This window comes from Actinocorallia herbida, assembly GCF_003751225.1.
In the GTDB taxonomy this organism is placed as follows: domain Bacteria; phylum Actinomycetota; class Actinomycetes; order Streptosporangiales; family Streptosporangiaceae; genus Actinocorallia; species Actinocorallia herbida.
The window spans coordinates 1,714,162-1,739,209 of the sequence record NZ_RJKE01000001.1; the positions used below are offsets into that span (position 1 = coordinate 1,714,162).

Here is a 25,048-nt window from a genome sequence, read left to right on the forward strand (position 1 = left end):
TTCGAACGCGCCGGGAGCCTGGCTCCCGGCGCGCATGATTCACTTTGAGGAGTGTCCGTGGCTAGTGGCAGTGCCATTCGCGGCAGCAGGGTAGGCGCCGGCCCGATGGGCGAGGCGGAGCGCGGCGAGGCCGCCCCTCGCGTCATCATCAGCTTCTACTGTGCCAACAAGCACGAGACCCGGCCCAGCTTCGCCAGCGACTGCCAGGTCCCCGAGACCTGGGACTGCCCGCGGTGCGGCCTGCCCGCCGGCACGGACTCCGCGAACCCGCCCGCGGCCCCCAAGAACGAGCCCTACAAGACCCACCTCGCCTACGTGAAGGAGCGCCGCTCCGACGCCGACGGCCAGGCCATCCTCGACGAGGCCCTCGGCAAGCTCCGTGAGCGCCGCCGTCTCGTCCAGGCCGCCATGGCGGCCGCGGCCCGCAACTAGGGCTCCCGGCACAAGCGCGCAGAAGGCCCGGTTCCCCCGCGCGGGGGAACCGGGCCTTCTGCGCGCCCGGGGTGATCTCCGGGTGATCGCCGGGCTACCGTGGGCGCATGGGACTGAAGCTGGCGGCGGTGACCGTGGACTGCGCGGAGCCGAGGAGCCTGGCGCGGTGGTGGGCCGACGCGCTGGGCGGGGAGATCGTCGCGGACTACGAGGTCTACGTGGCGGTGGCCGGGGCCGGGGGAGTGCTCAGCTTCCAGAAGGTCCCGGCGCCGACACCGGGCAAGAACCGGATCCATGTGGACTTCGGGGCCGCCGACCGGACGGCGGAGGTAGCCCGGCTCATCGCGCTCGGCGCCGTCGAGGTCGGCACGCACACCTTCGGGGACCTCACCTGGACGGTCCTGGCCGATCCCGACGGCAACCGGTTCTGTGTCTCGGAGGAGTCTTCCGGCGGATGATCCCGTGTTCGTGTGATGCCGTCGGGCACGCTGGGATCTACGGTGAAAGATGACTGATCATCAACGGCGATATCGATCATCGGGGACGATGGCGGAGGAGCGGGGACATGGCTGAAGAGGCGGATGTCGTGGTCGTCGGGCTGGGGCCCGGTGGGGAGAACGCGGCGGGGCTGCTCGCGGAGGCGGGGCTCTCGGTGACGGCGGTGGAGGCCGGGCTGGTCGGCGGCGAGTGCCCGTACTACGGGTGCGTGCCGACGAAGATGATGGTCCGGGCCGCGGACGCGCTGGGCGAGGCGCGCCGGGTCCCGCACTTCGCCGGACGGGCCGAGGTCACCGCCGACTTCGGGGTCGCCGCGAAGCGGGTCAGGGAGCAGGCCACCGACGACTGGAACGACAAGGTCGCGGCCGACCGCCTCACCGGAAAGGGCGTCACCCTGGTGCGCGGGTACGGCGTGCTGACGGGGCCTCGCGAGGTCACCGTCGGCGACCGGGTGATCCGGGGCCGCAAGGGCGTCCTGGTGAACCCGGGCACGGCGCCGCTCGTCCCGCCCATCGACGGGCTCGCTGGCACCCCCTTCTGGACCAACCGCGACGCCGTCAAGGCCACCGAGGCCCCGGTGTCGCTGATCGTGCTGGGCGGCGGCGCGATCGGCGTCGAGCTGGCGCAGGTCTTCGCGAGGTTCGGCACGAAGGTGACCGTCGTCGAAGGCTCGGAAAGGCTCGTCGCCCCCTTGGAGCCGGAGGCGGGGGACCTGCTGCGCAAGGTCTTCGAGGCCGAGGGGATCACCGTGCACACCGGCGCCCGGGCGTCGCGGGTGGGCCACGACGGCGCGGAGTTCACCCTGGAGCTCGGCGGCCGGACCGTCCGGGCCGAGCGCCTGCTGGTCGCCACGGGCCGTAAGACCGACCTGGAGCGCCTCGGGGTCGCCGCCGTGGGGCTCGATCCCAAAGCGCGCTCCATCCCCGTCGACGGCCGGATGAGGGCCGGAGACGGCCTGTGGGCCATCGGCGACGCCACGGGCAAGGGCGCGTTCACGCACGTGTCGATGTACCAGTCGGCGATCGCGGTCCGCGACATCCTCGGCCAGGACGGCCCCGAGGCCGACTACCACGCGCTCCCGCACGTCACCTTCACCGATCCGGAGATCGGCGGGGTCGGGCTGACCGAGGCCAGGGCGCGGGAGGCGGGGATCGAGGTGCGCACCGCGACCACCGACATCGGCGCGTCCACCCGGGGCTGGATCCACGAGGCCGAGGGGTTCGTCAAGCTCGTGGCCGACGGCGACCACCTCGTCGGCGCCGCCGTCGCCGGCCCGTACGGCGGCGAGATCCTGGGCTTCCTGGCCCTCGCCGTCCAGGCCCGGGTCCCGGTGGAGACCCTCAAGCACATGATCTACGCCTACCCGACGTTCCACCGGGCGATCGAGGCGACGGTCGCCGAGCTCTGACCGGATCGTTCCGCCCCCGGGCCAGGCCGTGTCTGTCCGGGGGCGGCCGGGGCCGGGCAGTATCGGGGGCATGACCCGAGCACACCTCGTCATCGACGTCCAGGAGTCCTTCCGCGCGCTGCCGTCCTGGGAGGTGATCTCCGAGCCCAAGATCGCCGACCGGGTCGGCGAACTCGTCGCGGGCGCCAGGGAGAGGGGCGACCTCGTCGTCTGGATCCTGCACGCCGCGGCCGGCTCGGGCACCGCCTTCGACCCGGCCCTCGGCCTCGTCCGCCCGCTGGACGAGCTGGCGCCGCTGCCGGACGAGCCCGTCCTCACCAAGACCGCGCACAACGCCTTCACCACCACCGGCCTGCACAAGCTGCTCACCGAGCGGGGGATCACCGAGGTCTCGGTCAGCGGCATCCGCACCGAGCAGTGCGTGGAGACCACCGCGCGGGTCGCGTCCGACCTCGGCTTCGCCGTGCTGTTCGTCACCGAGGCGACCGCCACCCATCCGCTGGGCGCCCCCGGCACCCCGCCCGACGCCTCCGCGGCCGACCTGCTGGCCGACCCCCGGACGCTCCCGGCCGCGGAGGTCATCCGCAGGACCGAGTACGCCCTGTCCGGAAGGTTCGCGCGGATCGCCACCATCGCGGACGCCATAGGCTGACCAGATCATGTCGAAGGTCGTGTTCCTGCTGCTGCCGGGCATCCATCTGCTGGACCTCGCGGGACCCGCGCAGGTCTTCTCCTCGGCGTCCGAACTCGGCTTCGGCTACGACCTGCACTACGTCGCCGAGCGGCCGCGGGTGCCCTCGCACCAGGGGCTCCCGCTGGCCGCCGGGACCAGCTGGCCCGATCTCGGTCCCGACGACCTGGTGCTGGTCCCCGGCTGGCACGGCACGAGCCCCGTCGGGGCGGACGCGGCCCGCCGTCTCGCGGCGCACCACGCGGGCGGCGGGACCGTCGCGAGCGTCTGCGCCGGGGCCGACGCGCTGGGCAGGGCGGGCCTGCTCGACGGCCGCCGCTGCACCACCCACCACGCGCTCCAGGACGCCCTGGCCCGGCGGTATCCGAAGGCCACGGTCGTCCGGGACATCCTCTACGTCGCCGACGACCGGGTGGTGACGTCGGCGGGGATCGCCAGCGGCACCGACCTCGCGCTGCACCTCCTGGCCGAGAGGCACGGGCCCGCCGCGGCGGCGCGGGTGGCCCGATCGATGGTCGTCTACGTGCGCCGCAACGGTGACGAGCCGCAGGCCAGCGTCATGCTCGCGCACCGCGCGCACCTGTCCGACGCCGTCCACCGGGTGCAGGACCTCATCGACGCACGCTTCGCCGAGCCGCTGACGCTCGCCGGCCTCGCCGCGCACGCCGGGGTCAGCCCGCGCACCCTGACCCGCCGCTTCACCGCCGCGACCGGCCTCACCCCGCTGCGCTACCAGCAGCTCCTGCGCGCCGAGCACGCCGAGCGGCTGATCGCCCGGGGCGGCACGGTCGAGGCGGCGGCCCATGCCGTGGGCTTCCAGGACGCCCGCATGCTCCGCCGGCTGCGCGCCCGCGGGGGCGGGGCGGACACCCGTCTGGAGGAGGAGCCGGGCGCGTCAGGATCGGCATTCCGGAGGAGGGGAACGGGATTCCCCGTTCCCTAGTCTGAAGTGCATGACAGCGGGCGATACCGGACGGCGATTGGCAGAACCCGGTGAACTGGACACCCGGGTCGAGGTGTACACGCTGGCGCTCGACGGGCGCCGCTACGAGCTGGTGTGCGCGAAGTCGGGGGCGCTGGGCGTCCGGGCGCGGCTGCTGGTGGACGGCGAGGAGCGGGCCGAGACGGTCAAGGAGCTGGAGTCGCTCAAGCTCGCCGACGGCGACCTGGCGATCGAGGTCAAAGTCGACTTCCGTCGCCGCCCGAAGAAGATCAAGGCCAGGTTCGCGGGCCGTGAGGTGCACTTCATCCCGCCCGAGGGCTCACACCTCGCCAAGCTGGAGCGCTGGGAACGCGAACGCCCGCTCCGCTACGCCTCCCGCCACGTCCTCATCGCCACCGCCCAGGTCCTGATCCCCCTGCTGGGCCTCAGCGCCCTGCTCCGCCTGCTCGTCCCCCGCGTCGACTGGCCCGACCTGCCGCACCTCGACCTGCCGTCCGTCCCCTGGCCGGACCTCCCCGACCTGCGCCCGGACCTCGACCTCCCGGACCTCACGCCCCCGCAATGGCTCCAGCCGCTTCTCGACGCGGGCAAGCTCCTCGGCCCGATCCTCCTGGCCGTCGCCATCGCCGTTCGCGAGATCCGCAAGAACCGCCGCAAGTTCGCCGCCCGAGAGGCCGCCGCCCGCGCCTCCCGGAACGCCTCCGACGGGCCGGTGGAAGGCCCCCGTGCGGCAGCGGCGGAGCCCCGGGACGAGGGGGCCCGCTCCGGCGCCGAAGGCACGGCGGACGCGGACCCGGAGCGCGGCCCGGAGCGCTAGTTGTCGCGGTAGAGGGCCAGAACTTCGGCGACGCAGGCGGGGCGGCGCTGGCCGTCGATCTCCATGGTGACCTTGAGGGTGCCGAGCTTGCCGGCGGGGGAGTTCTTGAGGTCCATGAGGACGGCCCTGGCGCGGACCTTGGCGCCGACGGGGACGGGGGTGTGGAAGCGGACCTTGTTCAGGCCGAAGTTCACCACCATCGTCAGGGACTCGACGGCGAAGGTCTGCGCGACGTGGGAGGTGACGAGGCTCAGGGTCAGGTAGCCGTGCGCGATGGTGGTGCCGAACGGGCTCTCGGTCGCGGCCCGCTCGGGGTCGATGTGGATCCACTGGTGGTCACCCGTGGCGTCGGCGAAGGTGTTCACCTGCTCCTGGGTGATCTCCTGCCACTCGCTGTGGCCGAGTTCCTCGCCGACGGCCGCGGCGAACTCCGCAAGATCGGTGAACGTGCGCATGGGGGCAACTCCTCGGGGGTCGGTCGGATTGGGATATTCCAGCACGACCCGCCGGTCAGTGCGAACCGGCCCCCTGGTCGGCGGGCCGGTTGGACGGGCCCCGGTGATCTCTGATATCCGGACCCGATGAACCAGACCATCGACTCCGCAGACGCGTTCACCTCGGGCACGATCCCGATCCCCGGCCATCAGGGCGACGAGATCGAGGCCTACCTGGCCCGTCCCCTGGCGGCCGCGCCGCGCGGCGGCGTGATCGTGCTGCACCACATGCCCGGGTACGACGAGGGAAGCAAGGAGATCGTGCGCAGGTTCGCCGCGCGCGGCTACAACGCGATCATGCCGAACCTGCACTACCGGGACGCGCCGGGCGCCGACCCGGACGACGCCGCGGCGGCCAGCCGGGCGAACGGGGGCGTCCCGGACGAGCGGCTCGTCGGGGACGCCGCGGGCGCCGCCGCCCGCCTGCGGGGCCTGCCGAACGCCAACGGCAGGGTCGGCGTCATCGGCTACTGCTCGGGCGGCCGCCAGGCGTTCCTCGCGGCCTGCTCCCTCGATCTGGACGCCGCGGTGGACTGCTACGGCGCGTTCGTCACCGCCCACTCGCCCGACGGCTACCCCGTCGTCGTCCCGCCCGTCGTGGGGCTGGCGAAGGACCTGGCGTGCCCGCTGCTCGGCCTGTTCGGCGCCGACGACAAGTTCCCCGCGCCGAGCGAGACCGCCGAGCTGTCCGCGGTCCTCACCGAGCTGGGCAAGGAGTTCGAGTTCCACACCTACGAGGGCGCGGGCCACGCGTTCTTCTCGGTGAACCGTCCGGCCTACCGCCCGGAGGCCGCGGTGTCGGGCTGGGCGCGCGTGTTCGACTTCTACGGGCGGCACCTGCACACCCGGTAGCCGCCCCGCGGCCCGGACGGGCGGCGCGCGGCCGCCGCCGTCCGGCGCCATGGCAGGCTAGGACGCCATGTGCACCTATCACACCGAGTTCGCCGAACTGGAGGGCAGCGCCAAGGGCAAGGACGGATGGTTCTCCGTCACCCGCGCCGCCGTCTACGTCGACCACCCGTACCACGCGCCGCTGGACCACTCGGTGAACATCGACTTCACCGCGCCCGAGCTCGGGCCGGCCGCCCGGGTGGCGGTGGAGCTGACCGAGGAGTCCGCGCGCGCCCTCGTCGCGGCGATCGAGGCGGCGCTCGCCGCCGCGCCCCCCGGCCTCGCGGCGAGCCCCGCGAAGTCCTGAGCGCGCCTCAGTCGAGAAAGGACGCGTCGTTGTAGAGGACGCGGGTCCCTTCGCGCCAGTGCGAGACCGAGGCGTTGCCGATCGTCTCCTTCTCGATCTCCATCACCTCGGCCTCCGTCAGGCCCTCGACGATGTACCGGAAGAGCACGATCACCGCGTCGTGCGTGGCGATGAGGACCCTGCCGTCGGAGGGGAGCTCGGCGAGCAGCGAGCGCAGCCGCAGGGCCACGTCGGTCCAGGACTCCCCGCCGGGCGGCCGGTGGTAGAACTTGCCGAGGAACGCCTGCCTGGCGTGCTCCTCGGGGTGGCCGAGCCGGATCCCCGAGGGGGTGAGCCCGGCGAACGCGCCGAGGTCGCGGTCGCGCAGCCGCTCGTCGATCCGCAGGTCCGGGGGGAACCCCGCGGTGGCGAGCGCGATCCGCGCGGTCTCCAGGGCGCGCACGTACGGCGAGGACAGCACGAGCGTCGGCGGCGGGCGCCCGGCGAGGTACCCGCCGACCGCGGCGGCCTGCCGCTCGCCCAGCGGGGTGAGCGGGATGTCGGAGTCGCGCTCGCCGAGGCCCAGGGCGTCGGCGCCCGCGAGGATCGCCGCCTCGCGTGCGACGTTGCCCGTGCTCTGCCCGTGCCGGATCAGCGTCAGCTCCATGCCGCCCTCCTACCCAGTCCCCGGCCCGATCGAGCGGGACCGCGCGCCGGGTCCGTCAGCGGCCGGAGATCAGGTCGGCGACCTTGGCGATCTTCGACGTCCTGCGCAGGCCGCGCTCGCGCGCGTCGGCGCGCTTGTAGAGGCCGTACATGAGGTGGACGCCGAGCCAGCGGAGCGGCTCCGGCTCCCAGGGCCGCACGTGCCAGCCGACCCAGGGCAGGTCGGTGAGCTCGGTCCGCTCGTCCAGCACGAGGTCGCGCAGGGTGCGGCCGGCGAGGTTGGTGGTGGCGACGCCGTGGCCGGTGTACCCGCCGGCGTGGCCGAGGCCGCTGCGCCGGTCCAGCGCGGCGGTCGAGCACCAGTCGCGCGGCACCGCGAGCACCCCCGACCAGGCGTGTGCGACGGGCACGCGCGCGGCCGCGGGGAAGAAGTCGGCGAGCATGGCGTGCAGCTGGCGGATCGTGCGCTCGTGGGTGCGGCCCGCGTCGTCGATGCGCGAGCCGTACCGGTAGGGCTTGCCGCGGCCGCCGAAGGCGATCCTGCCGTCCGCCGTGCGCTGCGCGTACATGTAGTAGTGCGCCATGTCGCCGAGCAGTTCCGCGCCCCGCCACCCCGTCTCGGCCAGGACGTCCGGGGGCAGCGGCTCGGTGACGATCATCGAGCTGTTCATCGGCAGCCAGTCGCGGTGCAGCGGCCGGAACGCCGCGGTGAACCCCTCGGTGGCCCGGATGACGTACTCGGCGGTCACCCGTCCGTACGGGGTGAGCGCGGCGGCCGAGGAGGTGATGGTCCTGGGCCGCAGCGCGGTGACCTCGGTGCCCTCGTACAGCTCCACGCCGAGGTTCTGGACGATCCTGGCGAGCCCGCGCACCAGCTTGGCGGGCTGCACCCGGGCGCAGTGCGGGGTGTACATGGCGTCGACGGCCCCGGCGACCCGGATCCGCTCGCCCGGCTCGATCAGGCGGAGGTCGTCCCCGCCCCAGCCCCAGGCCCGCGCGTGCGCGATCTCCTGCCGCATCCGCCAGCGCTGCGCCCGGTTGCGCGCGACCGTCACCAGGCCGTCCTGGACGAGGTCGGCGTCGACGCCCTCCTTCGCCGCGACCCGCACGACCTCGGCGACCGCGTCGAACATCGCGTGCTGGAGCCGGATGACGGAGTCCCGCCCGAACCGCTCGGCGTACGCGGCGCCCGACCCGGCCAGCTCGCCGACGACCCAGCCGCCGTTGCGCCCGGACGCCCCGAACCCCGCGAACTCCTTCTCCAGGACGACGATCCGCAGATCCGGCCGCGCCTTCTTGAGGTAGTAGGCGGTCCACAGGCCCGTGTACCCCGCGCCGACCAGGCAGACATCGGCCTGGATCGAGCCGGGCAGCCGTGGCGCGGGGGAGGGCAGTCCCGTCTCGCTGAACCAGTGGGACACCGCGCCGTTCACGAAAGCCATGCCGACATAGTGCTTGATCTCCGCTCCTTTGTCGCTCCTGCGCCGCCCGGGTGATCGGGCGCCCCGGCCCCGGGTCTCGACGGGTGGACGGGGGAGACCAACGTCACGCCGGTTTTCCGGCCCGGGAAACCGAGTTCACACGAACTCGTAACACTGATCGGAGAGTCTTACTGAATCGAGAAAGAAGGGGGATTCCGATGATTTCCACAGCCGCGGCGCCCGCCGTGATCCGGCCCGGGGCGTCCGGGCTCACCACACGTCCGCTGGGTCCGGGGGACCAGGCCGAGGTGGTGGCGATGCACGAGCGGTGCTCCATGGCGAGCCGCCGGCTTCGCTACTTCAGCGCGAAGCCGAAGCTGCCGCAGCGCCTGTTCGACGTGTTCTGCGACAGGTCCCGGGGGCTGTCCCTGGCCGTCGACGACGAGTCGGGGCGGGTCATCGCGCTCGGCCACATGATGTACGACGGCGCCTCGGGGGCGGCGGAGCTGGCCTTCCTCGTCGAGGACGCGTGGCAGAACCGGGGGATCGGCCGCCGGCTGACCGAGCTGCTGGTCGAACTGGGCCGCGCCGAGGGGCTCGCGGAGCTGCGCGCGAGCGTGTTCAGCGAGAACGCCAGGATGCGCAAGCTCCTCACCGCGCTCGGCGGCCGGACCCGGCGGACCGAGGACCCCGCGGTCCTGGAGATCGTGCTGGACCTGCGCGGGGCCGAAGCCGCCGCTGCGTAAGGAACGCTCCACTCTTGAGACGATGGCCGGGTGGCCATCTACGACGATCCCGAAGCCTATGAACTCGCCTGCGCCTTCCGCGACGTCCCCGCCGAGGCCGACGCGCTGCTGACCTGGGCGGCCCGGCACGGCAGGGAGCCCCGGACCGTCCTGGAGCTGGCGGCGGGCCCCGCCGAGCACGTCAGGGAGCTGGCCCGCCGGGGCCTCGCGTGCACCGCGCTCGACCTGAACGCCGCGATGTGCGCCTACGCCAAGGCCAAGGAGCCCCGGCTCACCGTCGTCCAGGCCGACATGACGGACTTCGCCCTCGCCGAGCGGTTCGATCTGGTGATCACGATGCTGGACAGCACCGCGCACCTGCACACCCTCGACGCGTTCGCCGCCCACTTCGACCGCGCCGCCGCCCACCTCGCCACCGGCGGCGTCTACATCCTGGAGATGAGCCACCCGGCCGACCGGCTCGGCCGCGACTCCTCCACCACCACCTCCTGGACCGCCGAGCGCGACGGGACCACCGCCGACGTCACCTGGGGCTCCCTCGACGACCCCCTCGACCCCCTCACCCAGATGGTCGACGACCACGTCGTCATCCGCGTCACCGAGCCGCCCGCCCGGCCGGGCGGCCCCACCCGCGTCCGCACCGCCGAGGGCGTCGTCCCCTTCCGCTTCTGGACCGCCACCGAGCTCCAGGCCGCCGTCCGCGTCGCCGCCCTGGAACACCCGGAGACGGCCCTGGAGATCGTCGCTCAGTACGGCGACTTCACCGACGTCCCGCCCGCCGACCCGGCGGCCTGGCGCCTGATCAGCGTCTTGCGCAGGCTGTAGACGGGCACGGCTGCCGGGCCCGTGCGGGTATCTTGCTCGATATGTCTGAACCCATGACCGCGGCGGAGGCCGAACGCTTCATCGTGACCATGGTGCCCGTCGTGGCGCAGCACCTCGCCGAGAGCGGGCGGTTCCGGATCAGCGCGTGGACCGAGGAGCTCCAGGCGGTGTTCCGTGAGATCACCGGCCGGACGTCGGCGGCGCTCGGGCGGCCGCTGATGGGGTACACGAACGGCCGCGAGTTCTGGATCGTGCCGTCGGACGCGGCGGACGAGGTGGACGTGAACGCGGCGGCGCCCCTCACTCCTTGAGCGAGGGGCGCCGTAGCGCGCGCCGAGGTCAGCCCGGAAGGCGGGACGCGGCGGCGCGGTCGAGCAGGTAGAGCGTCTCCGTGCGGCCCCGCGCCGTGGACACGGGGGCCTCCGAAGGGGACGTGCCGGTTGCCAGGCCGAGGCGGATGGCCTCCGCCTTGCCCTCGCCCGCGGCGACGACCCAGACCTCACGGGCCGCCTGGATCACCGGGACGGTCAGGGACACCCGGGTCGGCGGCGGCTTGGGGGAGTCGTGCACCCCGATGACGGTCCGCTTGTCCTCCAGCACGCCGGGCAGGCCGGGGAACAGCGACGCGATGTGCGCGTCCGGGCCGACCCCGAGCATGAGCACGTCGAACGACGGCGCCTCCACCGGGTCCTCCGGCTTGGCGGCGGCCCGCAGTTCGGCGGCGTGCCGGACGGCCGCGGCCTCCACGTCGTCGCCGTCCGGGCCGTCGGAGGCGGGCATCGGGTGGACCCGGGCGGGGTCCAGCGGCACCGCGTCGAGCAGCGCCTCCCTGGCCTGGAGGGCGTTGCGGTCGGCGTCGCCCTCGGGCACGAACCGCTCGTCGCCCCACCACACGTCGACCTTGGCCCAGTCGACGGCGTCGCGCGCGGGCGAGGCGGCGACCTCGGCGAGCAGCGCGATCCCGACGGTCCCGCCCGTCAGCACGATCGAGGCCTCGCCCCGTTCGGCCTGGACGTCGACGATCCGGGTGATCAGCCGGGCCGCGACGGCCCGCGCGAGCAGGTCCGCGTCCGCGTGGACGATGATCTTCGGTGCGCTCATGATCCGGCCTTCCTGCGGGTGGCGCGCGGCTTGGCGGGTCCGCCCGCAGGGGCGTCCCCGGCGGCCTCGGCCCCGGCGTCGTCCTTGGCGGCGGCCGCGGGCTCGGGCGCGGGCGCCGGGGAGGTGTAGGTGCGGTCGAACCGCGAGACGGCGTCGTGGTAGACCTCGTCCGGGTCGAGCCGCCGCAGCTCCTCGGCCAGCAGCTCCGACATCGGCCTGCGGTGCAGCGCGACCTGTCGGTCGGGCTGGCCGGGCCGGGCCAGCGTGGCGACGCGGCCGTCGGGCCTGGTCACCGAGATCGGCCCCTCCTCGGTCTGGAGGACGACCGCGGTGATGCCGGGACCGTTGGACGTGGTCCGGGTCGCGGGCACGTCGAGCCGCCCGCCCAGCCAGGACGCCAGCAGCTCCGCGCTCGGGCTGTCGGGTTCGGCCTGCACCTCCGCCGCGATGATCGGCGGAGTCTTCTGGTCCAGCGCCGACGCCAGCAGCGTGCGCCACGGGGTGAGCCGGGTCCAGGAGAAGTCGGTGTCTCCCGGCACGTAGGACTTGTCGAGCTGGATGAGCGTGCCGAGCCGGTCCATGCCGGCGTAGGAGTCGGTGACGCGGCGCTGCGCGAGCGCGCCCAGCGGGTCGTCCGACGGGTGCGCGGGCGCCTGCCCCGGCCACCAGGTGACGACGGGCGCGTCCGGCACCACCAGCGGCAGCACGACCGAGTCGGCGTGCTCGGCGAGCGGCCCGTACATGCGCAGCAGGACGGTCTCGCCGGGGCCGGTCTCGCCGATCCTGATCTCGGCGTCCAGCCGGGAGGAGTTCCCGCGGGCGTCCCGCGAGATGACCGTGAGGACCCGGCAGGGGTGCTCGCGCGCCGCCTCGGTGGCCGCGCGCAGCGAGTCGTACTGCGCGGACTCGTCGGTGACGATCACCAGGGTCAGCACCATGCCGACGGCCGGGCCGCCCATCTGGTGCCTGGCCTGGGTGAGCGCCTCCTGGATCCGCCGGGTCGTGGTCGCGGTGAGGTCGATGTTCACGTCAGATCCTCCGCCACGCGCGGCCGTCGCGCTTCATCATCAGGTCCGACGACTTCGGACCGTATCCGCCGGACTTGTACTGGTCGGGGCGGCCGTGCGCGGACCAGTACTCCTCGACCGGGTCGAGGATCTGCCAGGACAGCTCGACCTCCTCCTGGCGGGGGAACAGCGGCGGGTCGCCGATGAGAACGTCCAGGATCAGCCGCTCGTACGCCTCGGGCGAGGACTCGGTGAAGGACTCCCCGTAGGCGAAGTCCATGTTGACGTCCCGGACCTCCATCGCGGTGCCGGGCACCTTGGAGCCGAACCGCATGGTGATGCCCTCGTCGGGCTGGATCCGGAAGACCAGGGAGTTCTGGCCGAGCTCCTCGGTCTCGGTGTGCGAGAACGGCAGGTGCGGCGCCCGCTGGAACATCATCGCGACCTCGGTGGCGCGGCGCGACAGGCGCTTGCCCGTGCGCAGGTACCACGGGACGCCCGCCCAGCGGCGCGAGTCGATCTCCAGCTTGATCGCGGCGTAGGTCTCGGTGGTGGAGTCGGACGGGATGCCGTCCTCGTCCAGGTAGCCCTTGACGTCCACGCCGCCCTGCCAGCCCGCGGCGTACTGGCCGCGCGCGCTGGAGCGGCCGAGGTCGCCGTCGGGCAGCCGCACCGAGGACAGCACCTTGGCCTTCTCGGCCCGCACCGCCTCGGCGCTGAACGAGGTCGGCTCCTCCATCGCGGTCAGCGCGAGCAGCTGGAGCAGGTGGTTCTGGATGACGTCCCGGGCCGCGCCGATCCCGTCGTAGTACCCGGCCCGGCCGCCGATCCCGATGTCCTCGGCCATGGTGATCTGCACGTGGTCGACGTACGACCGGTTCCAGATCGGCTCGAACATGGTGTTGGCGAAGCGCAGCGCCAGGATGTTCTGGACGGTCTCCTTGCCGAGGTAGTGGTCGATCCGGAAGATCGACTCCTCGGGGAAGACCCGGTGCACGATGTTGTTCAGCTCGCGGGCGCTCTTGAGGTCGTGCCCGAAGGGCTTCTCGATGACGACGCGGCGGAAGCTGTCCTCGGAACGTTCCGCAAGGCCGCTGCGCTGGAGCTGCTCCACCACGACGTCGAAGAACTTCGGGGGTATCGACAGGTAGAAGGCGTAGTTCCCGCCCGTCCCGCGCGTCTCGTCGAGCTCCTTGACGGCGAGGGCCAGCGTGTCGAACGCGCCGGGGTCGTTGAACTCGCCGGGGACGAAGTGCATGCCCTCCGACAGGTGCCGCCAGACGTCCTCCCGGAACGGCGTGCGCGCGTGCTGCTTGACCGCCTCGTAGGCGACCTGCCGGAAGTCCTGGTTCTCCCAGTCGCGCCGGGCGAACCCCACGAGGGAGAAGCCCGGGGGCAGCAGTCCGCGGTTGGCCAGGTCGTAGATGGCCGGGAGCAGCTTCTTGCGCGAGAGGTCGCCGGTGACGCCGAACAGCACCAGCACGCTGGGCCCGGCGACGCGGGGAAGTCTCTTGTCGCGGGGATCGCGGAGCGGATTCCCGTCGATCCCGATCAGTTCTGCGGGCGAAGGCATGCCCGTCCCTTTCCTGCGTTCGATCAGAGATGGCGGTCAAGGAGGGGATCGACCGGTCTTGCCACGGCGGCCGCGGGACCGTTCCGGGCTGCCGCCCGGGTCCGTCCTCGTCCGCCGGAGTTCAGTTTTTCAGTGCGTCGAGCAGTTGCGCCAGTCCCTCGGCGCGATCACGGAGGTGCAGTCGCACGACCGGGCGGCCGCGCGAGCGCAGCGCGCGCAGATCGCCGATGGCCTGGGCGAACTGGAGCGTTCCGAAGGTGTACGGGAGCCCCGGCACCGGGACGTCCAGGGGAGCGGCGCCGGTGATCTGGAGGAAGACCCCGTTCTGCGGGCCGCCCTTGTGGTACTGGCCGGTGGAGTGCAGGAACCGCGGCCCCCACCCGAAGGTGACGGGCGCGGGAGCCAGCCCCAGCCGTTCGGCGCGCAGCGTGAGCAGCGCCCGCAGCCCGGCCGCCTCGGCGTCGTCGCCGGTGCGGTCGAGGTAGGCCATGACGGCGAGGTACCCGCGGGCGGGAACGGACTCCAGCAGGGCGTCCAGCGCCTCGGTGAGGCCCCCCTCCAGGGAGTGCCCGCCCAGGGTGCCCCCGGTGTGCACCTCGACGGCGCCGTCGACCAGGTAGGGCGCGCCGTCGTCCAGCGCGGCCTCGCCCTCGGTCGCGAACGCGTCGAGGAGCGCCGCGGTGTTGTCCTTGGACTCCTGCACGTTCGGCTGGTCGAACGGGTTGATCCCGAGCACCCGCCCGGCGATCGCGGTCGCGTACTCCCACAGCAGGAACTGCGCGCCGAGCGGGCCCTTCACGGTGAGGGCCGCGGACTCGAAGTCGCCGAGGACCAGGCCGCGGACGTCCGGCGAGGGCGCGAAGCCCGGGGCGCCGACGCCCTCGACGAGGACGGGCAGGACGCCCTTGCCGTCCTTGCCGGTGGACTCGGCGAGGAGCTGCTCGGCCCACGCGCCGAACCCGGTGAGGCCCGAGCCGTTGTCGGCGATGAGCAGTTTGTCGCGGCCCGCGGCGGCCGCGACGCCGAGCGCCGCGCCGAGCGCGAGCGCCGGGTTGTCGTACGGCTGGCGCAGCGTCGGCGCGAGCGCCGCCGCCTCGTCCAGCAGCGCCCCGATGTCGGCCCCGGCCAGCGCGGCGGGCACGAGCCCGAACGCCGACAGCGCGCTGAAGCGGCCGCCGACGTCCGGGTCGGAGAGGACCACGTGGTACCCGGCCCGGCGCGCGCTGTGCTCCAGCGGCGACCCCGGGTCGGTGATCACGAGGAACCTGCGGCGCAGCGCGTCGCAGGTGATCCCCGCCTCGGCGAAGGCCGCCTCGAAGACCCGCCGGTGGCCGTCGGTCTCCAGGGTGCCGCCGCTCTTGGACGCCACGACGACGACGGTGCGCTCCGGCCGGTCGGCGATCACCCGGGCGACCTGGAGGGGGTCGGTGCCGTCCAGGACGGTCAACTCCACTCCGGCGGTCCGGGTGATCACCTCCGCGGCCAGCGAGGAGCCGCCCATGCCCGCGAGCACGAAGCGGTCCAGGCCCTCGGCCCGGTACTCCTCGGCGAGCCGCGTGAGCGGCTCGACCAGCGCGCGCGACGTCTCGGGCAGATCGAGCCACCCGAGCCGCCGGCCCGCCTCGGCCACCGCGTCGGGCCCCCACAACTGGGGGCTCCGCGCGGCGAGCGCCGCGGGGACGCCGTCGGAGGCGAGCCGATCGAGAATGCTCTCGGTCTCCTCCACGGCGTCACCGCGCACGGTGACCGAGACACCCGCCGCCGCCGTGACGACAGAGGTCACGCCTTGGCCTCCAGCTCGGTCTTCAGGATGTCCAGCAACTGGTTCCAGGAGACCTCGAACTTGTCGACGCCCTCGTCCTCGAGGACGCGGACGACGTCGTCGTAATCGACGCCGGCGTCCTTGAGCTCGGCGAACACCGCGTGGGCCGCGGCGTAGGAGCCGGTGACGGTGTCGCCGGTGATCTGCGCCTGCTCCGCCGTCGCCTTGAGGGTCGCCTCCGGCATCGTGTTGACGACGCCGGGCGCGACCAGCTCGGTCACGTACAGGGTCGGCGGCAGCGCCGGGTCCTTGACGCCGGTGGACGCCCACAGCGGACGCTGCGGCCGCGCCCCGGCGTCGGCCAGGGCCTGCCAGCGGTCGGAGGAGAACTTCTGCTCGTAGAGCTCGTAGGCGAGCTGGGCGTTGGCGACGCCCGCCTTGCTCTTGAGCTCCGGCTTGCCGAGCTTCTCCAGCCGCTTGTCGATCTCGGTGTCCACCCGGGACACGAAGAACGACGCGACCGACTCGATCCCGTTGATGTCGTGGCCGTTCGCGCGGGCCTGCTCGAGACCGGCGAAGTAGGCGTCGATGACCTCGCCGTAGCGCTCCAGCGAGAAGATCAGCGTGACGTTGACGCTGATGCCCTCGGCCAGCACCGCGGTGATCGCGGGCAGGCCCTCGCGGGTCGCCGGGATCTTGATCATCAGGTTGGGCCGGTCGACCTGCCACCACAGGGCCTTGGCCTCGGCGATGGTCGGCTCGGTCGCGCGGGCCAGCCGCGGGTCCACCTCGATCGACACCCGGCCGTCGACGCCGTCGGTCCGGTCGAAGACCGGCCGCAGCACGTCGCAGGCCCAGCGGATGTCGTAGGCGGGGATGGCCCGGGAGGCCTCCTCGACGCTCACGCCGCGCACGGCCAGCTCGCGGAGCTGGGCGTCGTAGGCGTCGCCCTTGGACAGGGCGTTGGCGAAGATGGTCGGGTTCGAGGTCACGCCGACGACGCTGGAGTTCTTGACCAGGTCGGCGAGGTTGCCCGAGCGCAGGCGCTCACGGCTCACGTCGTCGAGCCAGATCGACACGCCTGCGGCGGAGAGGTTCTTCAGGTTGTCACTCATCTGCTTATCCCTTGGCCTTGGTGAGGCTTTCGCGGGCGGCGGCCACCACCGCTTCGGGGGTGATGCCGAACTGCTGGTAGAGGGTCTTGTAGTCGGCCGATCCGCCGAAGTGCTCCAGGCTGATCGAGGCGCCGTCCTCGCCGACGTAGCGGTGCCAGCCGAGCGCGATCCCGGCCTCGACCGAGACCCGGGCGCGCACCGCGGGCGGCAGCACCTCGGCGCGGTAGGCGGCGTCCTGCGCGTCGAACCACTCCACGCACGGCATCGACACCACGCGGGTGGCGGTGCCTTCGGCCTGGAGGGACTCGCGGGCGGCGAGGGCGAGCTCGACCTCGGAGCCCGTCGCGATGATGATCACCTCGGGCGTGCCGCCGTCGGCCTCGGCCAGGACGTAGCCGCCCTTGGCCGCGCCCTCGGCGGAGGCCAGGACGTCGCGGTCGAAGACCGGCACCTTCTGGCGGGTCAGCGCGAGGCCGGCCGGGCGGTCGGTGTGCTCGAGGATGGTGCGCCAGACGACGGCGGTCTCGTTGGCGTCGGCCGGGCGGACCACGTCGAGGCCGGGGATCGCGCGGAGCGACCACAGGTGCTCGACGGGCTGGTGGGTCGGGCCGTCCTCGCCGAGGCCGATGGAGTCGTGCGTCCACACGTAGGTGACCGGCAGCTTCATCAGCGCCGCGAGGCGGACCGACGGGCGCATGTAGTCGGAGAAGACCAGGAACGTGCCGCCGTAGGGGCGGGTGCCGCCGTGCAGGGCGATGCCGTTGAGGATCGCGCCCATGGCGTGCTCACGGATGCCGAAGTGCAGGGTGCGGCCGTAGGGGCCGCCCTGCCACTCGTCGGTCTGGAACTCGGCGGGGATGAAGGACGGCTCGCCCTTCATCGTGGTGTTGTTGGACTCCGCGAGGTCGGCCGACCCGCCCCACAGCTCCGGCAGCACCGGGCCGATCGCCGACAGCACCTCGCCGGACGCGGCGCGGGTGGCGAGGTCCTTGCCCGCGGGGAACGTCGGGAGCTTGGCGGTCCAGCCCTCGGGCAGGCGGCGCTCGGCGATCCGGTCGTACTCGGCCGCGCGCTGCGGGTTCGCCGCGCGCCACGCCTGGTACTTCTCGTCCCAGGCCTTGCGCTCGGCGAGGCCGCGGTCGGCGACCTTGCGCGCGTGCTCCAGCACCTCGGGCGCCACATAGAAGTCCTTGGCCGGGTCGAACCCGAGGATCTCCTTGGTGGCGGCGACCTCGGCGGCGCCGAGCGCCGAGCCGTGGATCTTGCCGGTGTCCTTCTTGTTCGGCGCGGGCCAGCCGATGACGGTCCGCAGCGCGACGAAGGTGGGCCGGTTGGAGTCGAGCTTGGCGGCCTCCAGCACCTCGTACAGGCGCCGCACGTCCTCGACGTACTCGCCGGTCTTCAGCCAGTCGACCCGGACGGTCTCCCAGCCGTAGGCGGCGTAGCGGGCCAGGACGTCCTCGGACATCGCGATCTGGGTGTCGTCCTCGATCGAGATCCGGTTGTCGTCCCAGACGACCGTGAGGTTGCCCAGCCGCTGGTGGCCCGCGATCGCGCTGGCCTCGTGGCTGATGCCCTCCTGGACGTCGCCGTCGGAGCAGAACGCCCAGATGTTGTGGTCGAAGGGGGACTCGCCCGCGGGGGCGTCCGGGTCGAACAGGCCGCGCTCGCGGCGGGCGGCCATCGCCATGCCGACCGCGTTGGCGATGCCCTGGCCGAGCGGGCCGGTGGTGGTCTCCACGCCGGCGGTGTGGCCGTGCTCGGGGTGGGCGGGCGTCAGGCTGTTCCAGGTGCGCAGCGCCTTGAGGTCATCGAGCTCCAGGCCGTAGCCGGACAGGTAGAGCTGGATGTACAGCGTCAGGCTGGAGTGGCCGCAGGACAGCACGAAGCGGTCGCGCCCGGCCCAGTTCGGGTCGGACGGGTCGTGCTTGAGCACCTTGTTGAACAGCAGGTAGGCGGCCGGAGCCAGGCTCATCGCGGTGCCCGGGTGCCCTGAGCCCACCTTCTCGACGGCGTCCATGGCCAGCGCCCGGACGGTGTCCACGGCTCGGTCGTCAAGCTCGGACCAGTCAAGAGTGAGATTGTCGGTAGTCACCGGAGAACGTCGGTCCTTCCACAAGTTCTACTGGAATTTGATCGGGTCGACCACGCCCGTGCCCGAGGCGCTGATCTCTACGAGCCTACTCATTATGGCCGTCGCAGTGATTGGTCTAAACCAATCGACCCCATAAGTCGGGAACACCGAGCACATGCCCGATCATTCCGTGTCCGACACCCGGCACGGGTCACCGGTGCGGGGGAGAGCGGAGGTGAAACACCGCACCCGATGATGGACCCCGCGGAGGGCGGCACTACAGTGAGCACGCGGCCGCTAGGGGCGACCGTGATCCAGTCGAGTGGCTAGTTGAGCAGAAGGCTTTCCAGTTGTGACGGTGCTCAGTAACCGGGCCGACCGCGTCTCCGGCGCCCGCAGCGATGTCGAGACGGTAGAGGTCGAGGCGGTCGAGGCCGCCTCCGCGCAGGCGGTCGCCCAGGAGGCGCCGCTCACGCTCGGCGCGAAGGTGGGCGCCTATGTCGCGCTCACCAAGCCGCGGGTCATCGAACTTCTGCTGATCACCACGCTACCCGTGATGTTCCTGGCCGCCAAGGGGCTGCCCGACCTCGGCCTCGTCCTGGCCACCCTGGTCTGGGGCTTCATGTCGGCGGGCAGCGCCAACTCGATCAACTGCTACATCGACCGCGACATCGACGCCAAGATGCGCAGGACCCGCCGCCGCCCGCTGGCCCGCCACCAGGTGAGCCCCGTCGGCGCGCTGATCTTCGGCGCCTCCCTCGGCGTGATCTCCACCGTCGGCTTCCTGCTGACGGTGAACGCCCTGGCCGCCGCGCTGTCGGTCTTCGCGATCCTCTACTACGTCTTCGTCTACTCGATGGTGCTGAAGCGCCGCACGAAGCAGAACATCGTGTGGGGCGGCATCGCCGGGTGCATGCCCGTCCTCATCGGCTGGGCCGCGGTCACCGGGTCGCTCGCGGCCACCCCGTTCATCCTGTTCGGCGTCGTCTTCCTGTGGACCCCGCCGCACACCTGGACGCTGGCGATGCGCTACAAGGAGGACTACGCGCTGGCGGGCGTGCCGATGCTCCCGGTCGTCGCCACCCCCAAGCGCGTGGTCACCGAGTGCGTGATCTACACCTGGGCGACGGTGGCCTGCTCGCTGGCCCTGTGGCCCGCGGCCGACCTCACCCCGGTCTACGGCGTCGTGGCGCTCGTGCTCGGCGCGATCTTCATCATCGAGGCGCACCGGCTGCTGATCCGGGTGAACCGGGGCCTCACCGGCGCGCTGCTGCGGCCGATGCGGTTCTTCCACCTGTCGAACACCTACCTCGCGCTGCTGTTCACCGCCGTCGCGATCGACTTCCTCTTCCAGTGACCCGCAGGTCTGCCCGGGGTTCCGCCCCTTAACGGGCAGGCCGACGGTCGACTACTCTCGCGACATGACGACGCTCGATCCCCAGGCGATCCTGGACGGCCGGACCCCCGGCCGTCCTTCGCTGAAATTGATCGTCGGGATGGTCGTCACCTCGACCTGCGCCCTGGCCACCCTCGCGGTCTTCGCCTTCCTCGGTGATGGAGGCACCTTCTTCGTCGGGCTCGCGCTGGCCCTGCTGCCGGTGCCGATCCTGCTGTCGGCGGTCCTGCTGCTCGACAGGCTGGAGCCCGAACCCGTCAGGGACCTGGTGTTCGCGTTCCTGTGGGGCGCGGGCGTGGCCGTCGTCGGGGCGCTGATCCTCAACACCCTGGGCTACAAGTATGTCACCGCGCCGTTCTTCGGCGACGACAAGGGCCTGGTGTGGACCGCGACGGTGGGCGCTCCGGTCATCGAGGAGTCGTTGAAGGGCGCGGTCCTGTTCGTGCTGCTGTGGTTCCGGCGCAACGAGATCGATGGGATCACCGACGGGATCGTCTACGCCGCGATGGTCGCGCTCGGCTTCGCGATGATGGAGAACATCTCCTACTACATGCAGGCCATCGACGCCGGGGGCCAGGGCCGTCTGGAGGCCGTGTTCATCCTCCGGGGGCTGATCTCCCCCCTCGGCCACCCCCTGTTCACCGCGATGACGGGCCTGGGCGTGGCGTGGGCGGCCAACCACCGGCGCGGGCGGATCCCGGCCGTCATGGCGGGGCTGGCGGGAGCGATCCTGCTGCACGCGCTGTGGAACGGCGCGGCGGCCTACGGGGTCAGGGGCCTCGCGGTCGTGTACGTGCTGGACTTCTGCCTGCTGCTGGTACTGCTGACACTGGTCTTCTTCGAACGCCGCGCGCTGGTGCACCAGATCGGCAGGCACCTGCCCGCCTACGTCCCGACCGGCCTGGTCTCACCACAGGACATCGTCATGCTCGGCCACATCCAGCGCCGCCGCGACGCCCGCCGCTGGGCCAGAAAAGTCGGCGGCAAAGGCGCAGCCCGCGCCATGTCGGACTACCAACTGGGCGCCACCGAACTCGTCCTGCTCCACAAACGCCTGGACGCCGGAGTCATCGAAACCGACTTCTTCACCACCCGCCGCACCCAACTGCTCAACCTCATGGCCGTCGCCCGCCAAGCACTACTCCTCAGCAGACCCGGCCGGCAACCCGTCACCCCACCCTGGGGACCATCAGGTCTGGCAGGGCCGCCGCCGCAGCCTCCGCGGCAGCGGCCCTAGCGGCGCGGATCAGCCCGCGACGGGCGCGGCCGGCACCTCGGCCCGCACCCGCTGGCTGAACAGGACGTGCAGGGCGGCGATCCACAGGATCGCGGAGCCGAACAGATGGACGCCGACCAGGGCGGTCTGGACGTCGACGGCGGTGGTCGACAGGTCGGTGTTCCCGTCGAAGCTCTCCAGCAGGAAGAACTGGGCGTAGCCGATCACGCCCTGCAGCAGCACCGCGCCGAGGAAGAGATGGACGGCCCTGCGGGTGCGCGCCGGAGCCCCGGTCCTGGCCATCAGCACCAGCAGCACGACGGCCAGCACGACCGTCGCCCAGGCCAGGAACGAGTGGATCCGGGTGATGTCGTGCAGGTGCATGAAGGTGAGGCGGTCGGCCGCGGAGTCGCCCGCGTGCGGCCCGGTGCCGGTGACGAGGGTGCCGACGATCAGCACGGCCACCACGGTCGCGGTCAGCAGCCGGGTCGCCCCCCTGACGGGCGGCGCGACGAGGACGCGGACGGGGCCGTCGCCCTCGCCGACCCGGACGTACAGCAGGAACGCGGCGAAGATCAGGGCCGAGGAGCACAGGTAGTGGATGGAGACCGTCGACGGGTTCAGCTTCGTGAGCACGGTGATGCCGCCGATCCCGGCCTGGAGCAGCACCCCGAGCGGCTGGAGCAGGGCCAGTACGACGAGCTCGCGGCGCTGCGGGCGCAGCCGCCGGGCCGCGACGAAGACGGAGACCGCGACCGCGAGCACCAGGAAGGTGAGCATCCGGTTGCCGAACTCGATGAGCATGTTGAACAGCGAGTGCGAGGGGTGCGCGGAGGGCACGAGGCTCTCTCCGGTGCACTTCGGCCAGGTCGGGCAGCCGAGGCCGGAGGAGGTGAGCCGGACCACCCCGCCGGTGAGGATGATCCCGGCGTTCACCACGACGGCCGCGAGCGCCAGCAGGCGCAGCGATGCGGTGGAGGGGTTCCAGACCGCGTCGCGCGCCCTGGCCAGCGGATTCTTGCTCTTGTCAACGGTCGTCACAGCCACGGCCTCATCGTAGGACGGCCTCCGCAGTGGCCCGACCCGGGTCAGGTTCTGGCGTTCCGGGTCGCTCCGGCGCAGGCCAGCATGACCGCGAGGATCGCCGCCCACTGGACCGGCGACAGGTGCTCGCCGAGCAGCAGCACCCCGACGAGCGCGGCGACGGCGGGCTCCAGGCTCATGAGGATGCCGAAGACGCCCTGGGGGATGCGCCGCAGCGCCTCGAGCTCCAGCGTGTAGGGCACCACGGACGACAGCAGCCCGACCCCGACGCCCAGCGCGACCAGTTCGGGGGTGAGCACCGACCAGCCGGCGTCGGCCAGGGCGGCCATCCCGGGCGGGAGGACGAGGACCGTCGCCACCACACTGGCCAGCGCGAGGCCCGTGGCGCCCGGAAGGCGCCGTCCCGCGGCCGCCGCGGCGAAGATGTACAGGGCCCAGCCGAGGCCCGCCAGCAGCGCCCACAGGACGCCGGGCACGTTGACGTCGCCGCCGTCCCTGGCGAGGGCGACGACCCCGCCGAAGGCCAGCGCGGCCCACAGCAGGTCCAGCGGCCGCCGCGACGCCAGGACCGCCACGCACAGCGGCCCGAGGAACTCGATGGTCACCGCGATGCCGAGCGGGATGTGCTGGAGCGACTGGTAGATCGAGAAGTTCATCAGCGCGAGTGACCCGCCGAGCGCGGCCGCCGCGCCCAGGTCCCGCCGGGACGCCCCGCGCAGCACCCGCCACAGCCGCTTGCGCACCATGAACCCGACCACGACCGCCGAGGTCACCAGCCGCAGCACCACGATCCACGACGGCGGCAGCCGGTCGAACATCCCCTTGGCCAGGCCCGCCCCGAGCTGCACCGACAGGATCCCGAACAGCACGAGGACCGACGGCGGCACGGACCCGAGCCCGGGAATCCCCCCGGCCCTGGCCTCGTCGGCCTGCGCCGCGCTCACTCCCAACGGAAGAAGCGGGCGGCGAGCGCGAGGCCGGCGACCGCCCAGCCGGCGAGGATCAGCAGCTGGGCGCCAGGCAGGGCGGTGCCGTCGGCGAGGATCGCGCGCAGGGCGCCGGACAGCGCCGAGATCGGCAGCAGCTCCAGCACGGAGGCGAAGCCCGCGGGGAACTTGTCCAGCGGGAAGACCACGCCGCCGAGAACGAGCAGCAGCAGGTAGACGAGGTTGGCCGCGGCGAGGGTGGCCTCGGCCCGCAGGGTCCCGGCCATGAGCAGGCCGAACCCGCTGAACGCCGCGGTGCCCAGCAGGACGGCCAGGACCGCCGCGGCGGGGTTGCCCGCGGGGCTCCAGCCGAGCGCCAGCGCCACCGCGATGATCACGACGGCCTGGATCAGCTCGACCAGCACGACCGTCAGCGTCTTGGCGAGGATCAGCCCGGAACGCGGCAGCGGCGTCGCGCCGAGCCGCTTGAGCACCCCGTACCGGCGCTCGAAGCCCGTCCCGATCGCCTGCCCGGTGAACGCCGTCGACATGACGGCCAGGGCCAGCACGCCGGGCGTGAGGAAGTCCACCCGCTCGCCCTCCCCGAGGTCGAGCAGCGAAGTGAGGCTGAACACCACGAGCAGCAGCACCGGAATGATCAGCGTCAGCAGCAGCTGCTCGCCGTTCCGCAGCACCGCCTTCAACTCGTACGCGGCCTGCGCCCCCACCATCCGGGGCAACGACGCGGCCACCGGCCGAGGACTGAAATCCAGAACGGTCATCCGCGAAGCTCCCTGCCGGTCAGTTCCAGGAAGACGTCTTCCAGGGTGCGGCGTTCGATCCGCAGGTCTTCGGCGAGGACGCCGTGGGAGGCGCACCAGGCGGTGACGGTGGCCAGGAGTTCGGGGCCGACCTCGCCCTCGATGAGGTAGTGGCCGGCGGGGGACTCCTTGGCGGCGCTGCCCGCGGGGAGCGCGTTGAGCAGTTCGTCGAGGCCGAGTCCGGCGCGGGCGCGGAACCTGAGCTGGTGCTCGGCGCCGGTCAGCGCGGCGGGCGCGCCCTCGGCGACGACCCTGCCCCGGTCGATGATGACGATCTGGTCGGACAGCTGCTCGGCCTCGTCCATGAAGTGGGTGGTGAGCAGCACCGAGACCCCGGCGGCGCGCAGGTCGGCGATGAGCTCCCAGGTGGCGCGGCGCGCCTGAGGGTCGAGGCCCGCGGTCGGCTCGTCGAGGAACACCAGCTCGGGCCTGCCGACGATCGCCGCGGCCAGCGAAAGCCGCTGCTGCTGGCCGCCGGACAGCCGCCGGTAGGGCGTGCGGGCGTGCTCGGTGAGGCCGAGCCGGTCCATCAGCGCGGCGGGATCGAGCGGGTGGGTGTGGAAGGAGGCCATGAGGCGCAGGAACTCCCCGGCCTTGGCCGTGCCCGGCACCCCGCCCGTCTGCGGCATCACCCCGACCCGGGCGCGCAGCGCCCGGTCGCCGGGCTCGAGGCCGAGGACGCGGACGGTCCCGCCGTCGTGCGCCCGGTACCCCTCGCAGATCTCCAAGGTGCTCGTCTTGCCCGCCCCGTTGGGTCCGAGCAGCGCGGTCACCTCACCGCGGCGGGCCGTGAACGACAGGTCCGCCACCGCGGTGGCCCGCCCATAGCGCTTGACCAGGCCGGTGATCTCCAGTGCGGGGGGTGCTGCCATGCAGGGAAGTCTAGATGCGGGCT

At 72.6% G+C, this 25,048-nt stretch carries 26 protein-coding genes; 13 read left to right on the plus strand and 13 right to left on the minus strand.

Translation table 11 applies throughout. The features are described from left to right. Positions 1–57 precede the first annotated feature (57 nt). From EDD29_RS08105 to EDD29_RS08130, 6 genes are all read left to right on the plus strand, one after another. A complete protein-coding gene (locus EDD29_RS08105) occupies positions 58–432 on the plus strand; it encodes an RNA polymerase-binding protein RbpA (RefSeq protein ID WP_123663791.1) in 375 nt (124 codons plus the stop codon). A 107-nt stretch (positions 433–539) separates the two neighbouring features. After that, positions 540–890, plus strand: a complete 351-nt coding sequence (locus EDD29_RS08110) for a VOC family protein (RefSeq protein WP_123663792.1) — start codon at positions 540–542, stop codon at positions 888–890. A gap of 107 nt (positions 891–997) precedes the next feature. Next, a complete protein-coding gene (locus tag EDD29_RS08115) occupies positions 998–2,338 on the plus strand; it encodes a dihydrolipoyl dehydrogenase family protein (protein ID WP_123663793.1) in 1,341 nt (446 codons plus the stop codon). A 70-nt stretch (positions 2,339–2,408) separates the two neighbouring features. Then, the gene (locus EDD29_RS08120; protein WP_123663794.1) at positions 2,409–2,990 is read left to right on the plus strand and encodes a cysteine hydrolase family protein; all 582 of its coding nucleotides are present in this window, start codon (positions 2,409–2,411) and stop codon (positions 2,988–2,990) included. Between the two features lie 7 nt (positions 2,991–2,997). Continuing rightward, positions 2,998–3,972 (plus strand): GlxA family transcriptional regulator, encoded by a 975-nt coding sequence (locus EDD29_RS08125; protein WP_123663795.1) that lies wholly within the window; start codon positions 2,998–3,000, stop codon positions 3,970–3,972. Positions 3,973–3,982: 10 nt separating this feature from the next. Further along, on the plus strand, positions 3,983–4,789 hold the full coding sequence (locus EDD29_RS08130; protein ID WP_148085900.1) for a hypothetical protein: 807 nt from the start codon (positions 3,983–3,985) through the stop codon (positions 4,787–4,789). On the opposite strand, the gene EDD29_RS08135 is transcribed toward EDD29_RS08130, so the two are convergent. Then, positions 4,786–5,244, minus strand: a complete 459-nt coding sequence (locus EDD29_RS08135; RefSeq protein WP_123663797.1) for a MaoC family dehydratase — start codon at positions 5,242–5,244, stop codon at positions 4,786–4,788. The two genes, EDD29_RS08130 and EDD29_RS08135, sit on opposite strands and share 4 nt — an antisense overlap. Before the next feature lie 126 nt (positions 5,245–5,370). Here EDD29_RS08135 and EDD29_RS08140 point away from each other — a divergent pair, with 126 nt between their 5' ends. Together EDD29_RS08140 and EDD29_RS08145 are read left to right on the plus strand one after the other, a co-directional pair. After that, positions 5,371–6,135 (plus strand): dienelactone hydrolase family protein, encoded by a 765-nt coding sequence (locus EDD29_RS08140; RefSeq protein ID WP_123663798.1) that lies wholly within the window; start codon positions 5,371–5,373, stop codon positions 6,133–6,135. Between the two features lie 67 nt (positions 6,136–6,202). Continuing rightward, on the plus strand, positions 6,203–6,481 hold the full coding sequence (locus EDD29_RS08145; protein WP_123663799.1) for a DUF6295 family protein: 279 nt from the start codon (positions 6,203–6,205) through the stop codon (positions 6,479–6,481). 7 nt (positions 6,482–6,488) lie between these two features. Here the strand turns inward: EDD29_RS08145 and EDD29_RS08150 are convergent, their stop codons facing one another. After that, the gene (locus EDD29_RS08150; protein WP_123663800.1) at positions 6,489–7,127 is read right to left on the minus strand and encodes a histidine phosphatase family protein; all 639 of its coding nucleotides are present in this window, start codon (positions 7,125–7,127) and stop codon (positions 6,489–6,491) included. A gap of 55 nt (positions 7,128–7,182) precedes the next feature. Then, the gene (locus EDD29_RS08155; protein ID WP_123663801.1) at positions 7,183–8,568 is read right to left on the minus strand and encodes an NAD(P)/FAD-dependent oxidoreductase; all 1,386 of its coding nucleotides are present in this window, start codon (positions 8,566–8,568) and stop codon (positions 7,183–7,185) included. Between the two features lie 197 nt (positions 8,569–8,765). On the opposite strand from EDD29_RS08155, the gene EDD29_RS08160 reads away from it, so the two are divergent. From EDD29_RS08160 to EDD29_RS08170, 3 genes are read left to right on the plus strand one after another with little or no spacing between them, the layout of a single operon-like run. Next, complete coding sequence (locus EDD29_RS08160; protein WP_123663802.1) at positions 8,766–9,293, plus strand: GNAT family N-acetyltransferase; 528 nt, start codon at positions 8,766–8,768, stop codon at positions 9,291–9,293. A 30-nt stretch (positions 9,294–9,323) separates the two neighbouring features. After that, positions 9,324–10,118, plus strand: a complete 795-nt coding sequence (locus tag EDD29_RS08165) for a class I SAM-dependent methyltransferase (protein WP_123663803.1) — start codon at positions 9,324–9,326, stop codon at positions 10,116–10,118. A 41-nt stretch (positions 10,119–10,159) separates the two neighbouring features. Next, positions 10,160–10,429 carry a hypothetical protein gene (locus EDD29_RS08170; protein ID WP_148085901.1) on the plus strand — a complete coding sequence of 90 codons (270 nt, stop codon included), beginning with the start codon at positions 10,160–10,162 and terminating at the stop codon, positions 10,427–10,429. A gap of 28 nt (positions 10,430–10,457) precedes the next feature. Here the strand turns inward: EDD29_RS08170 and pgl are convergent, their stop codons facing one another. The 6 genes from pgl to tkt form a co-directional block, all read right to left on the minus strand. Next, on the minus strand, positions 10,458–11,219 hold the full coding sequence (pgl, locus tag EDD29_RS08175; RefSeq protein ID WP_123663805.1) for a 6-phosphogluconolactonase: 762 nt from the start codon (positions 11,217–11,219) through the stop codon (positions 10,458–10,460). After that, entirely contained in the window at positions 11,216–12,247 is a 1,032-nt protein-coding gene (locus EDD29_RS08180; RefSeq protein WP_123663806.1) for a glucose-6-phosphate dehydrogenase assembly protein OpcA, read from the minus strand. Before EDD29_RS08180 ends, pgl begins: the two co-directional genes overlap by 4 nt. A gap of 1 nt (position 12,248) precedes the next feature. After that, positions 12,249–13,799: a glucose-6-phosphate dehydrogenase gene (gene zwf, locus EDD29_RS08185; protein WP_123663807.1), complete on the minus strand. Its 1,551-nt coding sequence runs from the start codon at positions 13,797–13,799 to the stop codon at positions 12,249–12,251. A gap of 121 nt (positions 13,800–13,920) precedes the next feature. Continuing rightward, positions 13,921–15,582 carry a glucose-6-phosphate isomerase gene (locus EDD29_RS08190; RefSeq protein WP_123663808.1) on the minus strand — a complete coding sequence of 554 codons (1,662 nt, stop codon included), beginning with the start codon at positions 15,580–15,582 and terminating at the stop codon, positions 13,921–13,923. Next, a complete protein-coding gene (tal, locus tag EDD29_RS08195) occupies positions 15,579–16,676 on the minus strand; it encodes a transaldolase (RefSeq protein ID WP_123663809.1) in 1,098 nt (365 codons plus the stop codon). The genes EDD29_RS08190 and tal overlap by 4 nt, the downstream gene beginning before the upstream one ends. Positions 16,677–16,680: 4 nt before the next feature. Continuing rightward, a complete protein-coding gene (tkt, locus tag EDD29_RS08200) occupies positions 16,681–18,696 on the minus strand; it encodes a transketolase (RefSeq protein ID WP_246053382.1) in 2,016 nt (671 codons plus the stop codon). Positions 18,697–19,102: 406 nt separating this feature from the next. On the opposite strand from tkt, the gene EDD29_RS08205 reads away from it, so the two are divergent. Both EDD29_RS08205 and EDD29_RS08210 read left to right on the plus strand, forming a co-directional pair. Then, on the plus strand, positions 19,103–20,107 hold the full coding sequence (locus EDD29_RS08205) for a heme o synthase (RefSeq protein ID WP_281280864.1): 1,005 nt from the start codon (positions 19,103–19,105) through the stop codon (positions 20,105–20,107). 64 nt (positions 20,108–20,171) lie between these two features. Beyond that, a complete protein-coding gene (locus EDD29_RS08210; RefSeq protein ID WP_123663811.1) occupies positions 20,172–21,383 on the plus strand; it encodes a PrsW family intramembrane metalloprotease in 1,212 nt (403 codons plus the stop codon). A 9-nt stretch (positions 21,384–21,392) separates the two neighbouring features. On the opposite strand, the gene EDD29_RS08215 is transcribed toward EDD29_RS08210, so the two are convergent. Genes EDD29_RS08215 through EDD29_RS08230 form a run of 4 tightly spaced genes read right to left on the minus strand, consistent with a single transcriptional unit; the run spans position 21,393 to position 25,025 of the window. Then, positions 21,393–22,409: a COX15/CtaA family protein gene (locus tag EDD29_RS08215; protein ID WP_246052596.1), complete on the minus strand. Its 1,017-nt coding sequence runs from the start codon at positions 22,407–22,409 to the stop codon at positions 21,393–21,395. Positions 22,410–22,450: 41 nt separating this feature from the next. Beyond that, positions 22,451–23,350, minus strand: a complete 900-nt coding sequence (locus tag EDD29_RS08220) for an EamA family transporter (protein WP_246052599.1) — start codon at positions 23,348–23,350, stop codon at positions 22,451–22,453. Further along, positions 23,347–24,114 carry an ABC transporter permease gene (locus tag EDD29_RS08225; RefSeq protein WP_123663813.1) on the minus strand — a complete coding sequence of 256 codons (768 nt, stop codon included), beginning with the start codon at positions 24,112–24,114 and terminating at the stop codon, positions 23,347–23,349. Before EDD29_RS08225 ends, EDD29_RS08220 begins: the two co-directional genes overlap by 4 nt. Next, positions 24,111–25,025, minus strand: coding sequence for an ABC transporter ATP-binding protein (locus EDD29_RS08230; protein WP_123663814.1), 915 nt, complete (start codon positions 25,023–25,025; stop codon positions 24,111–24,113). The genes EDD29_RS08225 and EDD29_RS08230 overlap by 4 nt, the downstream gene beginning before the upstream one ends. Positions 25,026–25,048 lie beyond the last annotated feature (23 nt).